Origin of the sequence: Leekyejoonella antrihumi (assembly GCF_007845645.1) — a bacterium.
GTDB classification, from domain to species: Bacteria; Actinomycetota; Actinomycetes; order Actinomycetales; family Dermatophilaceae; genus Leekyejoonella; species Leekyejoonella antrihumi.
In genome coordinates this window covers 132,081-144,471 of the sequence record NZ_VCQV01000008.1, presented here as the reverse complement: position 1 = coordinate 144,471, position 12,391 = coordinate 132,081, and the positions used below count along the sequence as shown (strand labels likewise).

The window sequence follows — 12,391 nt, the reverse complement described above, 5'->3', positions numbered from 1 at the left end:
TCGGCGGCCCTCACTTCGCGAGCCTCCGCGCAAGGCTGCGGATGGCCAGCCAGCCGCCGGCGACGGACAGGACGACCAGGTAGGCGAGGTGGACCAGGGCCGACGGGGTGTCCCAGGTTCCGAGCGCGAGCATCCGGGTCAGGTCGACTCCCTGCCACAACGGGGTTATCCGGGCGATCTGTTCAAGGACCGGTGACAGATTGCGCAGCGGGAAGAATGCACCGGAGAACAGGAACATGGGGATCATCAGCAGCCGGAAGATCACCGTGAACCCCTCCTCGCTCTGCAGCGCCGCCGAGTAGGCGAAGATTGGTGTGGCAAAGGCCATTCCGAGCAACAGCTGCACGAAGAAGGCCCCCAGCGCACCGCCGACCGAGCTGAACACCCCGAACGGCGTCATCACCAGGATGAAGACGACGCTGGCGGACATGATGCGGAAGGCGATGAAGCCCAGCTGAGCGATGACGACCTTGCTCACGGTCAGCGGGGTGGCGACCATCGAGGCATAGACCTTGTGCCACTTGATCAGACCCAGGACCGGATAGGTGGTCTCGCCGAATACGAGCTGCATGGTCTGTGCGGCGAGCAGGCCGGGGGCTACGAAGAGCAGGTAGCTCGAGGCGCCGTCCAGGTCGGCGGCGGGCGTCTTGATGAAACCGCCGAGCAGCACCCCCATTGCGACGACGTAGAGCAACGGGGTCAAGAACGACGTGAACACCGAGCCGCGCCAGGTGCGCCGGTACACCGTGATCCAGTAGTCCAGCAGCCGCCAGGTGATCGACAGCCACCCGAACGGTCCGCTCGGAAGCGTGGTGACGGCCATCAGTCGACCAGGCTGCGGCCGGTGAGCTTGAGGAAAACGTCCTCCAGGGTGGAGCGGCGCACCAGCACGGCCAGCGGGCGCAGTCCGCGGCCATGCACCTGGGCAAGGGTCTCCTCGCCGTGCTCGGTGTAGAGCATCAGCCGGTCCGGCAGCACCTCAACCCGGTCCGCCAGGTCCGCGACTCGTGCGGCGAGCGCCTCGTGCTGGCCGACGCCGAAACGTAGCTCGGCGACCTCCCTCGTCGAGTGCTCCCGGATGAGCTCCAAGGGAGAGCCTTCGGCCGCGATCGCCCCCTTGTCCATCACGACCAGCCGGTCGCAGAGCTGCTCCGCCTCATCCATGTAGTGGGTGGTGAGGACGATGGTCACGCCCTGCTCCTTGAGCCGGAAGAGCTTGTCCCACAGGCTGTGTCGTGCCTGCGGGTCGAGGCCTGTGGTCGGTTCGTCGAGGAGCAGGATCTCCGGGTCGTTGATCAGGGCACGGGCGATCGTCAGGCGCCGCTTCATCCCGCCCGACAGGTCGTCGACCTTGGCCTTGGCCTTGTCGGTCAGCTGGGCGAACTCCAGCAGCTCGTCCGCCCGCGCGCGCACCGCTCGACGGGACAGGCCGAAGTACCGTCCGTAGACCAGCAGGTTCTCCCGCACCCGCAGGTCCGGGTCCAGGGAGTCCTCCTGAGGGCATACGCCCAGCCGTGCTCGGATCAACGGCCCGTCGGTCTGTGGATCCATGCCGAGCACGCGCAGCGTGCCCGCTGTGACGGGGGAGACCGCCGCGATCATCCGCATCGTGGAGGACTTGCCAGCACCGTTCGGCCCGAGGAAACCGAACGCCTCACCACGGTGCACATCCACATCGATCCCACGGACCGCCTCGAACGATCCGAAGGTCTTGCGCAGCCCGCGTGCGTGCACCATCGAGTCGGTGGCTGCCGGCACGCCGGGTGATTGGGGAGCAGCAGTCACGCTCGGGTACTCGTACGGCATACGTCCGAGACTAGCCTCGGGTCCTGGCGCTGACATCTGAATAACGGCTGTGCTCACGTGGCTATGTCGGTGAACATCATCGGGTACCCCTCATCGAGATCGCATTATCCGGCCCCGTTTTCGCAATTCGGGCAAGATGGTGCGATCTCGTGCGAGCATCGGTCACGCGCAGGCCGGGTATGGTTGCGGCCGTTGGATACCTGGTCGCTCCGGTCTCGAGCCTGTCGTAGGGTGCGGAGATGGTCTTGCGACTGGAAGCGGTGACCTTCGACGTGGTCGATGTTCCTGCGGACGCCTCGTTCTGGGCCGGGCTGCTGAATCGAGGTCGTCATGCTGAGCCCGGTGGTGAACTGGTCCCGGGTGACGAGACCCAGGTTGGGCTCCGATCGGTAACCACTTCCTTGCGGGCACCGGCTACCTCGGCGAAGTGACGTGTGACGGGACCCGGAGCGTGGGCCTGTCCTGGCGGGACGCGCTGGGTTGGCCGCTGGTCTGGGAAGACGAAGAGACCGCGGTAGTCGCCGCTTGGCGGCAGGAAGATCTCGTGGGGCGGCCCACCACTGCAACCCAAGAGCGGCAGGAACCGGCAGCGCTTCGACCTGGTCACCGCTGACCTCGCCAACGAAACCAAACGACTGGTCTCGCTCGGCGCGACCGTTCTCCGCCACCGGACCGGCGGCGTGGAGGTGGGCGCTCTGTCATCTCCAGCTGGGCACCCGGCTGGTCGAGGTGCCGCCGCCGACGGACGTCGGCGGGCAGCGCGATCGTGCCACGGCCCGGGATGCCGAGGTAGCGGTGCTTCGTCGGTGAGGTCATGAACCCAGTGTTCGTCGCTAAGCAGTAAAGCAACGAAACTGCATAGCGGCATACTGCGGCACAGGACCAGCCTGCTGCATAGTTAGAGACAACACGGTGGCGCGGCTGCCGATGGACGCTGAGACCGACGTCAGAATTCACCGACAAGTGGCGCCGAGACGCCCTGACGTAGCCACTCACGTGGCGTGGGCGGTCACAACCCATCGCAAGGCGTCCGCGACGGCGTCATGCTGCCAGGTGAACCCGCTCGCCTCCAGCACGTCGGGTCGCACACGCTGGCCGCCGAGTACGTCACCGGCGAACTCGCCCAGGACCAGGCGCAGCGCGGGTGCCGGCGCGGGAAGGAACGCCGGGCGGTGCATGATGCGACCGAGAGCGCGCATCGCCTCGGCCTGTCGCACCGGGGAGGGTCCGACGAGGTTGACCGCACCGGTGATCTCCGGGTGGTCGATCAGGTGGGCGAGCGCGCGGACCTCGTCGACCAGGCTGATCCACGACCACCACTGGCGACCGTTCCCCAGCGGTCCGGCGAGCCCCAGACGCGCCAGGGGGAGCACCCGCCCCATGGAACCACCGTGCGGCGCGAGGACCAGACCGGTGCGGGCGAAGGCAGTGGGGTGGCCCTCGGCGGTCGCGGCGGCGGTCGCGGATTCCCAGTCGGTGACGAGCTGCGCCAGAAAGCCGGTGCCCGACGCACTGGACTCGTCGAGGACCTCGTCGCCGCGGTCACCGTAGTAGCCGATCGCGGAGCCGTTCAGCAGGCGCACGGGGTGGTCGATACTGTGCAGCGCACGCACGATGGTGGAGGTGGAGTTGGTCCTCGACTCCGCGAGCTCGCGCTTGTACGACGCGGTCCACCGGCGGTCCCCGATGCCGGCACCGGCCAGGTTCACCACGGCCGACACCCCGTCGAGACCTCGCGGGTCGAGCCGGCCCTCGCCGGGGGACCAGCGGACCTCCGCGGGCGAGCGCACCGGCCGACGCACCAGGGCGACGACTTGGTCTCCGCGCTCGCTCAGATATGCCGACAGCGCGCCGCCGATGAGCCCCGAGGACCCGGTAATGGCGACGCGCTGTGGCATGTGGGTGTCTTCCCTATACCTCGAAGGCGCCCTCTTCGAGCCGCGCCTTCATCGTGCCGAGGAACCTGGCGGCGTCCGCACCGTCGACGATCCGGTGGTCGTAGGACAGCGCGAGGTAGCACATCGAGCGCACGGCAATCGTCTCGTCACCATCCGGACCGATGACCACGACGGGGCGTTTCACGACGGTGCCCGTACCGAGGATGCCGACCTGCGGCTGGTTGATGATCGGAGTGTCGAAGAGCGCTCCGCGACTGCCGGTGTTGGTCAGCGTGAAGGTGCCGCCGCCGAGCTCGTCCGGGGTCACCTTGTTGTCGCGCGTGCGGGCTGCCAGGTCGGCGATCTTGCGCGCCAGGCCGGCGATGTTGAGGTCGCCGGCGTTCTGAACGACCGGCACGAACAGGCCCTTCTCCGTGTCGACCGCGATACCGAGGTTCTCCGACGCGTGGTAGACGATCGAGTCGCCCTCCACGCTGGCGTTGACCATCGGATGCGCCTTGAGCGCCTCAACGGTGGCCAGTGCGAAGAACGGCAGGAAGCTGAGCTTGACTCCTTCGCGCTGCTCGAAACCGGCCTTCGCTCTGGTCCTCAGCCGCGCGATCTTGGTCACGTCGACCTCGACCACCGTGGTCAGCTGAGCCGAGATCTGCAGGGACTCGACCATGCGCGTGGCGATGAGCCTGCGCATCCGGGTCATCTTCTCGGTCGTGCCACGCTTCGCGGAGACCTGCGGGACGGTGGCCGGAGCGGCGCTGCTGCTCGTCGCCGCGGGCGCCGGCTGCGCCGGCTCGGGCTCCTTGGCCTTCGCGGCGGCGTCGAGCACATCCTGCTTGCGGATGCGCCCGCCCACGCCGGTGCCGGTCAGGGCGGCAAGGTCGACTCCGTTGTCGCTGGCGAGCTTACGCACCAGCGGGGTGACGTAGGCCGCGGCGTCACTCTGGGCGGCCTCCTGCTTGGGGGCCTCCTGCTTGGGGGTCTCTTGCTTGGGAGCCTCCTGCTTGGGCTCTTCCTGCTTGGGGGCCTCTTGCTTCGGCTCCTCCTGCTTGGGCTCTTCCTTCTTCTCCTGCGGAGCAGGGGCGGATGCACCGCCGGAGACCTCGCCACCGATCACTGCGAGGTCGGCGCCGACCGGCACCGTCTCGTCCTCCTGCACCAGGATCTTGGTCAGCTTGCCTGCGACCGGGGACGGCACCTCGGTGTCGACCTTGTCGGTGGAGACCTCGAGAAGAGGTTCGTCCATCTCGACATCGTCACCCTCCGACTTCAGCCAGCGGGTGATCGTGCCCTCCGTCACGGACTCGCCGAGGGCCGGCATGGTGATCTTCTCCCCGCCGCTCACGGCGCCGCCACCGGAGGACTGTGCGGGGGAGTCCGAGTCATCGGAGGATGCCGGCTTCTCGTCGTTGCTCTGCGAGTCGCTCTGGTCGCCGGAGGCATCCTGCGACGACGTCTCGGGTGCCGCCGACTTCGCAGAGTCGGAGCCGCCGGAGTCGGCCGAGGACGGGGCGCCGTCCCCGATCACCACGAGGTCGGAGCCGACCGGCACCGTCTCGTCCTCCTGCACCAGGATCTCCTGGACGGTTCCGGCGATCGGTGACGGGATCTCGGTGTCCACCTTGTCGGTGGAGACCTCGAGCAGCGGTTCGTCGACGGCGACCTCCTCGCCGACCTGCTTGAGCCACCGGGTCACGGTGCCTTCGGTCACTGACTCGCCAAGAGCGGGCATGGTCACGTGTTCAGACATGGGTCACAGTCTCCTAGATCGCCGAGCGAATGTGCAGGTTCATCTCACGCATGCGCGTGCAGGGGCTTACCGGCAAGGGCGAGATGGGCCTCGCCGAGTGCCTCGTTCTGGGTTGGATGGGCATGGATCATGGTGGCGACATCATCGGGCAGGGCCTCCCAGCCGACGATCAGCTGCGCCTCACCGACCTGCTCACCCATCCGGGCGCCGATCATGTGCACGCCGACCACCGGGCCGTTCGCGGCGCGGACGACCTTCACGAACCCCTGCGTCTGCAGGATCTGGCTGCGGCCATTGCCACCGAGGTTGTACTCGTAGGTGGCGACCTCGCCGTGCTTCTTCCTCGCCTGCGCCTCGGTGAGCCCGACGGAGGCGATCTCCGGATCGCAGTAGGTCACCCGGGGGATGCCGCTCTCCTCGATCGGAGCCGGGTTCTTCCCGGCGATCTCCTCCGCGACGAAGATGCCCTGAGCGAAGCCGCGATGTGCCAGTTGCAGGCCCGGGACGATGTCGCCCACGGCATACACGCCGGGGACGTTCGTGCGCAGGCGCTCGTCGGTGGTCACGAATCCGCGGTCCATGGCGATGCCCCGCTCCTCGTAGCACAGTCCCGCAGTGACCGGCCCTCGGCCCACAGCAACGAGCAGCAGGTCCGCCTCGAGCGTCTCGCCCGACTCGAGTGAGACGGTCACGACGTCGCCCTGCTGAGTCGCGTTCGTGAGCTTGGCGCCGGTCTTCGCGGCAATCTTGCGCTTGCGGAAGGAGCGTTCGAGCTGCTTGGAGATTGCCTCGTCCTCGGCGGCGACGAGCCGTGGGAGGGCTTCAACAATGGTCACCTCGGCACCGAACGACTTGAAGACAGAGGCGAATTCGACGCCGATGACTCCGCCACCGAGCACCACTACCCGCGCGGGGACGAAGTCGATGGACAGGGCCTGGTCGCTGGTCATGATCCGGCCGCCGATCTCCAGGCCGGGCAGTGACTTCGCGGTGGACCCGGTGGCCAGCACGACGTTGCGACCCTTCACGGCGCGACCACCGACGGTCACGGTGTCCGGCGCGGTGAGGACGCCCGCGCCCTCGATGTAGTCGATCGACGCTGCCTTCACCAGGCCCTGCAGACCCTTGTGCAGGCGCGAGACGACGCCGTCCTTGTAGGAGTGGACGCCACCCATGTCGACGGACTCGAAGGTGGTTTTCACCCCGAACTTCGCGCCGTCGCGAGCGCTGTCCGCGATCTCTGCCGCGTGCAGCAGAGCCTTGGTGGGGATGCAGCCCTGGTGCAGGCAGGTGCCGCCCAGCTTGCCCTTCTCGACAAGCGCCACCGACGCCCCCAGCTCTGCCGCGCGCAGTGCGCAGGCATACCCCCCACTGCCTCCACCCAGGACGACGATGTCGTAGGTCTGACCGGCGTCAGCCGCCATGTGCGAACGCTCCCTTGCGCTGGCTCCAAGATTTACCCGGCCCATCTTGTCACTGAGACGGCGCTCACGTGCACCCGCCCGGTGCACTGTCCATGTCGTGGAACCGGGACGTGGCGCAATTCCCTGGCCTCGAGCGCGTCCACGTGCGACAGTGGCTGTACCCGGACCACGAGGAGAACGCCATGACCCATGACGCACAGCACAACGGTCCCTCCGAGGAGAGCAAACAGAAGTTCCGAGAGGCTCTCGACAAGAAGCAGGCACACGGAGGCAAGGACGTCTCCGATCGCAGCGGCCGTTCGAAGGCGCACGGCGCGCACGGCCCCGAGACGAGCGGCGCGCAGCAGATGTTCCGCCGCAAGTCAGGCTAGGTCGCCCCACGAAGTCTTCGCTCCTTCGTCGCTCAGTACTTCGCGAGGGCCGCAAGACTTCACCCTACGAAGTCCTGATGGATACGGAACTGCCCGAGCACTCATCGTGAGTGCTCGGGCAGTTCTGTGTCACCGTCGGTCAGGCGCGGCCTTCGGCGAGCGCGACGAGGGTGCGCACGGCGTGCCCGGTGGCTCCGACGGGCGTGTAGCCGTACGCGGTGCCGTCGTTGTAGGCCGGGCCGGCGATGTCCAGGTGGGCCCAGGGCAGCGCCTCGCCGTCGGCGCCGGTGCCGACGAACTCCTCGAGGAAGAGAGCTGCGGTGATCATCCCGCCCTCCCGGCGACCGGTGTGCTTGACGTCGGCGACGTTCGACGACATGTCGGCCTTCAGGTGGTGCAGCAGCGGAATCGGCCACATCGACTCGCCGACGGCCTGTGCCGCGTGCAGCACCTCGTCGCTGACCGCGTCGTTGTTGGTCAGCACGGCGGTGGTGCGCGGACCGAGCGCGAGGACGGCGGCGCCGGTCAGTGTCGCCACATCGATCACCAGGTCCGGCTTCACCTCCGAGGCGAACGACAGACCGTCGGCCATCACCAGGCGGCCCTCGGCGTCGGTGTTGATGATCTCAACGCTCTTGCCGTTGTGCATGGTCACCACATCGCCCGGACGCTGCGCATCCGCACCGGTCATGTTCTCGGCAAGGCACAGGTAAGTGGTGACAGCGATCGGCAGACCTAGCTCGGCGATCGCGGCGGTGGCCGCAGCGACCACGGCCGCGCCGGACATGTCGTCCTTCATCGTGATCATGCCGGTGGCCGGCTTGAGGCACAGGCCACCGGAGTCGAAGGTGATGCCCTTGCCGACGAGCGCAAGGTGCGACTTGGCCCTGGCCGGCTGGTAGGTCAGCTTGACCAGGCGCGGCGGTCGCGCCGAGCCACGGCCTACCCCGATCAAACCGCCGCAGCCCTGCTTGGCGAGGGCCACCTCGTCGAGCACCTGCACTCGCACCTTCGAGTCCGCGAAGTACTCCTTCGCCCGGTCGGCGAAGGATCCGGGGAAGAGGTCCAGCGGCGGGGTGTTGATGAGATCGCGGGCCCAGGCCTGGTGGGTCGCCACGATCTGCGCACGTTTGGCGGCGGCGCGCACCTTGGTCGCGACCGGTGTGTGCACCGTGATACCGCCGAGCGGCTTGGTGGGCTTGCTGCGGTAGGCGTTGAAGGCATACGCGCCGAAGAGGGCACCTTCGGCAACCGCGGTGGCCAGCGCAGGGGTCGAGGCGGGGAAGAGGAAGGACGCCTTGTCCGCCTTGCCGGCCAGCGCGCGAGCGGCTGCTCCCGCGGCGCGTCGGATGGCCTCGGCGTCGTCGTCGGTCGGGTCCTGCGCCAGTCCACAGCCGGAGACGAGCACCAGGCGGTCGTCGCCGGGGATGCCGGAGAAGCGGAGCACCTCATCCTCGCCGGCGGTGGCGCCGACGGTCGCGAGTGCGGAGTTGAGATGGTCACGGGCGGCCGCAGCAAGGCCGTCGACCGCGGCGATGCGAGCACCCTCGCCGTCCTTGACTGACAGCAGTGCGAGCGCCTGGGCCCTGGTCTTGGCAGTGGGACGATCAGTCATGGACAACGTTGTCAACGGATGATTCCTCTCGGGGTGACGACTTGTGAGCCTCCCGCGAGGATACGCGTGCGTGCGGGCGGTACGGTGCGCCGTATGACTGACGCCACCTCGAACGACGGACCACTGACCTCCCCGCTGCACGAGCGGCACATGGCGCTCGGCGCCAAGATGGCCGACTTCGGCGGATGGGACATGCCCGTCCAGTATCCGGGCGGGGGAGTGCTGGCCGAGCACACCGCCGTGCGGGAGCGGGTCGGGATCTTCGACGTCAGCCACCTGGGGAAGGCCCTGGTGAAGGGGGCCGGCGCGGCCGACTTCGTCAACGGCTGCTTCACGAACGAACTGCGCAAGGTGGAGCCGCCGAAGGCGCAGTACACCATGTGCTGCGACGAGCGGACCGGTGGCGTTGTCGATGACCTCATTCAGTATTTCCGCAGCGAGGACGAGCTGTTCTTGGTGCCCAACGCCGCCAATACCGCCGAGGTGGTCCGGCGCCTGCGGGCGCAGGCGCCGGACGGCGTCGAGGTGACCAACCTGCACCGGGCCTACGGCATCATCGCCGTGCAGGGACCGAAGTCCGCGGAGGTTCTCCAGGCGCTCGGGCTGCCGACCGACCACGACTACATGTCGTTCACGACCTCGGACTGGCAGGGCCGCGAGGTCATCGTGCTCCGTTCGGGATACACGGGCGAGAAGGGGTACGAGCTCGTCCCACGATGGGAGGACACGCCGGCCCTGTGGGATGCGCTGGTCGAGGCGATGGAGCCGTATGCGGGTCTGCCCTGCGGGCTGGGTGCGCGGGACACCCTGCGCACCGAGATGGGTTATGCGTTGCACGGGCACGAGCTGACGATGGACATCACGCCCAACATGGCTCGGGCCGGTTGGGCGGTCGGCTGGAAGAAGGACACGTTCTGGGGCAAGGACGTGCTGGTCGCTCAGCGTGCGGAGAAGAGTTGCCGGCTTGCCTGGGGGCTACTGGCCACCGGCCGGGGGATTCCGCGACAGGGCTGTGAGGTGCGGGACGCCGACGGGAAAGTGATCGGCGTGATCACCTCGGGGACGATGTCGCCGACCCTCAAACAGGGCGTCGCACTGGCGCTGCTGGATCGTGGTGCCGCCGTCGATGACGAGGTCGTCGTCGACGTCCGTGGTCGAGAGCTGCCGATGAAGGTCGTCAAGCCACCCTTCGTGCAGGTGGCGACCGACTGAGGAGCCACGCCCGGTACGGCGGGCTGCGCGGCGGTGCGCCCTGCCATCACTTAGGCTGGGATGGTGCTCCAGCGACAGAAATCCCGCCGTGTCGCACTGTTGCCCGAAGGACTGCGTGTCCATCGGCCGCTGCGCTGGTGGCATGAGGTGCTCATCCTGATCGTGCTCGATGTGATCTACGAGCGCCTCCACAACCTGGTCCCGACCCAGGAACACGCGGCCATCGACCGTAGCCAGGACCTGTTCGAGCTGACGGTGCGGTGGCATGTCGACATCGAACTGACGCTGAACCACTGGCTCGCGGCCCACCCGACGATCGGTCGACTCGCCGAGTTCGACTATTCGTTCTTTCACCTGACAGTCACCGCCGCAGTGCTCATCTGGCTCTTCGCCTTTCACGCGCGGGTCTATCGCGCGGCGCGCACGGCCCTGGTCGTGTTGACCGCCATTGCCCTGACCTGGTTCTACATCATGCCGATGGCGCCGCCACGGCTGCTGCCGCACAGCGGTTTCATCGACACCGCGGTCCTCTTCCACAGCGCCATGTCGTGGAGCACCCCGACCGTGGTGGACCACTCCAACCAGTTCGCGGCCATGCCGAGCCTGCACTGTGCCTGGGCCTTCTGGTGCGGGGTGTGCATCTACGCGCTGTCGTCAAGGGTGTGGGTCCGGGTGCTCGCCGTCGCCTACCCGGCGACGACCTTCCTGGTGGTGCTCGGGACGGCCAACCACTTCGTGCTGGACTGCATCGCGGGCGCGGCCGTGACTGCGCTGGCCTTCGGCATCCAGCGGCTGCTGAGCGGTCACCGCGCGTTTGAGCCCGCCCCGGACCGCGACGAGGCCGGCTCGCGGTGCCGCAAGCGTCCGGAGTTCGCGTCGCGCGGCTAGCCGCCGAGGGCTCGCTAGCTGCAGGCCGCTGCGACCAGCAGCCCGACGGCGAGGGTGGTCTCGACACTCGCACCGAGCACGTCGCCACTGATGCCGCCTATCCGCGACACACACCGACCGACCACGCCCGCCGCGGCCACGAAACCGCCGGCGACAACGACGAGCCCGCACCACCACGGTGATCCGGTCAGCGCAGTCGCCGCAACGCTGACGCCCGCCAGCAGCACGGTCGCGCCCGCAGCGACGGCCGGGTGGACGCTCTGTGCGACGGTGGCTCCCAGCCCGCCCGGTCGCGCGGCGGGCACCCCTCGCGTACAGGCCCAGGTCAGCGCCGCACGACTGACCAGGACGGCCACGCCGGCGAGCGCCATACCCCGATGAGAACCGAGCAGCACAGTGCCGCAGGCAATCTGAAGGATGAGGGTGAGCGTGACCGCCGCGACCCCGGACGGTCCGACATCTCCGGTGCGCATGACCGCGAGTGCGCGATCCCGGTCATAGCTCGCCGACAGACCATCGGCGGTGTCGGCCAGCCCGTCCAGGTGCAGCCCGCGGGTGCACAGCGCGAGCGCGATGATGCAGACGGTGGCCTGGACCAGCGGTGGAAGGCCGGCCAGGTGCGCGATGGTGACCAGCACGGCCGGCGGCACCAGCAGCAGCACCGCGACGAGGGGAGCGAGCACCATGGCCAGGCCCGCCCGGCGTCGGTCGATCGTGTTCGGCGCAGGGACCGGCAGAGCGGTCAGGGTGCCGACCGCCAGCCGGCCGGCGTCCAGGAGCAACGTCAGCCGACGAGTGGCGCATCGGACAGGTCGAGGACCCGCCCGGCGACGACGAGGTGCGTGCGGTGGCTCACCGCGCTCACCTGGGCGTTGACCTGGCCGAGCAGATCCTGGAACAGCCTGCCGGAGGCGGTCTGAGCCACGAGGGACATCCCGACCTCATTGCTGACGGCGACACAGTCGAAGGGGGCGTTGGCCCAGATCGCGACGAGCTCCTGCGTCGCCGTCGTCACCAGCTCGGTGGCCTTTTCGCGGTCGTCCCAGGCGCCCGCGGCGTCGATGATCGCCGTGACCCAGGTGCCGAGGCAGTCGACGAGGACCGGGGTGCGGGCGCGCAGGATGCCCCGCGTCACGTCGCTCGACTCAGCGGTCGTCCACCCGTTCGGGCGGGCGGCGCGGTGTGCGGCCACTCGACTCGCCCATGCCGGATCGTCGTCGGTCGGCTTGCCGCCCGGCGTGATGACCGTGACCGACTGATCCTGCGGCAGCAGCCGAGTCGCGTGGCGACTCTTGCCGCTGCGCACACCCCCGAGCACCAACGTCGTCGTCATTGTGTGTTCACCGTCTCCTCCGTCGTCGTCGCACCCGAGCACAGCCTAGTGTCACCCCACGAAGTCCTCGCTCGTGCCTCGCTCGGTACTGCGCGGGGAC

The 12,391-nt window shown here is 68.4% G+C and carries 13 protein-coding genes; 5 read left to right on the top strand and 8 right to left on the bottom strand.

Annotated elements, in window-relative coordinates; all coding sequences use genetic code 11:
• Positions 1-10: 10 nt before the first annotated feature.
• Both FGL98_RS08265 and FGL98_RS08260 read right to left on the bottom strand, forming a co-directional pair.
• Positions 11-823, bottom strand: coding sequence for an ABC transporter permease (locus tag FGL98_RS08265; RefSeq protein WP_146316278.1), 813 nt, complete (start codon positions 821-823; stop codon positions 11-13).
• Entirely contained in the window at positions 823-1,806 is a 984-nt protein-coding gene (locus FGL98_RS08260; protein WP_222432059.1) for an ABC transporter ATP-binding protein, read from the bottom strand. Before FGL98_RS08260 ends, FGL98_RS08265 begins: the two co-directional genes overlap by 1 nt.
• A 239-nt stretch (positions 1,807-2,045) precedes the next feature.
• Between FGL98_RS08260 and FGL98_RS25340 the strand changes: the two genes are divergently transcribed.
• Complete coding sequence (locus FGL98_RS25340; RefSeq protein ID WP_186526053.1) at positions 2,046-2,237, top strand: hypothetical protein; 192 nt, start codon at positions 2,046-2,048, stop codon at positions 2,235-2,237.
• A gap of 108 nt (positions 2,238-2,345) precedes the next feature.
• Complete coding sequence (locus FGL98_RS26255; protein ID WP_342779957.1) at positions 2,346-2,624, top strand: VOC family protein; 279 nt, start codon at positions 2,346-2,348, stop codon at positions 2,622-2,624.
• Between the two features lie 174 nt (positions 2,625-2,798).
• On the opposite strand, the gene FGL98_RS08250 is transcribed toward FGL98_RS26255, so the two are convergent.
• From FGL98_RS08250 to lpdA, 3 genes are read right to left on the bottom strand one after another with little or no spacing between them, the layout of a single operon-like run.
• Entirely contained in the window at positions 2,799-3,704 is a 906-nt protein-coding gene (locus FGL98_RS08250) for a TIGR01777 family oxidoreductase (RefSeq protein WP_146316277.1), read from the bottom strand.
• 13 nt (positions 3,705-3,717) lie between these two features.
• Positions 3,718-5,448, bottom strand: a complete 1,731-nt coding sequence (sucB, locus tag FGL98_RS08245) for a 2-oxoglutarate dehydrogenase, E2 component, dihydrolipoamide succinyltransferase (protein WP_146316276.1) — start codon at positions 5,446-5,448, stop codon at positions 3,718-3,720.
• A gap of 44 nt (positions 5,449-5,492) precedes the next feature.
• Positions 5,493-6,872 carry a dihydrolipoyl dehydrogenase gene (lpdA, locus tag FGL98_RS08240; RefSeq protein WP_146316275.1) on the bottom strand — a complete coding sequence of 460 codons (1,380 nt, stop codon included), beginning with the start codon at positions 6,870-6,872 and terminating at the stop codon, positions 5,493-5,495.
• Positions 6,873-7,054: 182 nt separating this feature from the next.
• Here lpdA and FGL98_RS08235 point away from each other — a divergent pair, with 182 nt between their 5' ends.
• The gene (locus FGL98_RS08235; protein ID WP_146316274.1) at positions 7,055-7,243 is read left to right on the top strand and encodes a DUF5302 domain-containing protein; all 189 of its coding nucleotides are present in this window, start codon (positions 7,055-7,057) and stop codon (positions 7,241-7,243) included.
• A 139-nt stretch (positions 7,244-7,382) separates the two neighbouring features.
• On the opposite strand, the gene FGL98_RS08230 is transcribed toward FGL98_RS08235, so the two are convergent.
• On the bottom strand, positions 7,383-8,858 hold the full coding sequence (locus tag FGL98_RS08230) for a leucyl aminopeptidase (protein WP_146316273.1): 1,476 nt from the start codon (positions 8,856-8,858) through the stop codon (positions 7,383-7,385).
• A gap of 93 nt (positions 8,859-8,951) precedes the next feature.
• Here FGL98_RS08230 and gcvT point away from each other — a divergent pair, with 93 nt between their 5' ends.
• On the top strand, positions 8,952-10,070 hold the full coding sequence (gcvT, locus tag FGL98_RS08225; RefSeq protein ID WP_146316272.1) for a glycine cleavage system aminomethyltransferase GcvT: 1,119 nt from the start codon (positions 8,952-8,954) through the stop codon (positions 10,068-10,070).
• Positions 10,071-10,133: 63 nt separating this feature from the next.
• A complete protein-coding gene (locus tag FGL98_RS08220) occupies positions 10,134-10,958 on the top strand; it encodes a phosphatase PAP2 family protein (RefSeq protein ID WP_186526052.1) in 825 nt (274 codons plus the stop codon).
• A gap of 14 nt (positions 10,959-10,972) precedes the next feature.
• On the opposite strand, the gene FGL98_RS08215 is transcribed toward FGL98_RS08220, so the two are convergent.
• Both FGL98_RS08215 and FGL98_RS08210 read right to left on the bottom strand, forming a co-directional pair.
• On the bottom strand, positions 10,973-11,740 hold the full coding sequence (locus FGL98_RS08215; protein ID WP_146316270.1) for an adenosylcobinamide-GDP ribazoletransferase: 768 nt from the start codon (positions 11,738-11,740) through the stop codon (positions 10,973-10,975).
• Between the two features lie 2 nt (positions 11,741-11,742).
• A complete protein-coding gene (locus tag FGL98_RS08210; RefSeq protein WP_146316269.1) occupies positions 11,743-12,291 on the bottom strand; it encodes a bifunctional adenosylcobinamide kinase/adenosylcobinamide-phosphate guanylyltransferase in 549 nt (182 codons plus the stop codon).
• Positions 12,292-12,391: the final 100 nt, after the last annotated feature.

Excerpts from the sequence above, each read along its gene's own strand:
- FGL98_RS08265 (WP_146316278.1), bottom strand. The coding sequence starts at position 823 with ATGGCCGTCACCACGCTTCCGAGCGGACCGTTCGGGTGGCTGTCGATC.
- FGL98_RS08260 (WP_222432059.1), bottom strand. The coding sequence starts at position 1,806 with ATGCCGTACGAGTACCCGAGCGTGACTGCTGCTCCCCAATCACCCGGC.
- FGL98_RS25340 (WP_186526053.1), top strand. The coding sequence starts at position 2,046 with ATGGTCTTGCGACTGGAAGCGGTGACCTTCGACGTGGTCGATGTTCCT.
- FGL98_RS08250 (WP_146316277.1), bottom strand. The coding sequence starts at position 3,704 with ATGCCACAGCGCGTCGCCATTACCGGGTCCTCGGGGCTCATCGGCGGC.
- sucB (WP_146316276.1), bottom strand. The coding sequence starts at position 5,448 with ATGTCTGAACACGTGACCATGCCCGCTCTTGGCGAGTCAGTGACCGAA.
- lpdA (WP_146316275.1), bottom strand. The coding sequence starts at position 6,872 with ATGGCGGCTGACGCCGGTCAGACCTACGACATCGTCGTCCTGGGTGGA.
- FGL98_RS08235 (WP_146316274.1), top strand. The coding sequence starts at position 7,055 with ATGACCCATGACGCACAGCACAACGGTCCCTCCGAGGAGAGCAAACAG.
- FGL98_RS08230 (WP_146316273.1), bottom strand. The coding sequence starts at position 8,858 with ATGACTGATCGTCCCACTGCCAAGACCAGGGCCCAGGCGCTCGCACTG.
- gcvT (WP_146316272.1), top strand. The coding sequence starts at position 8,952 with ATGACTGACGCCACCTCGAACGACGGACCACTGACCTCCCCGCTGCAC.
- FGL98_RS08210 (WP_146316269.1), bottom strand. The coding sequence starts at position 12,291 with ATGACGACGACGTTGGTGCTCGGGGGTGTGCGCAGCGGCAAGAGTCGC.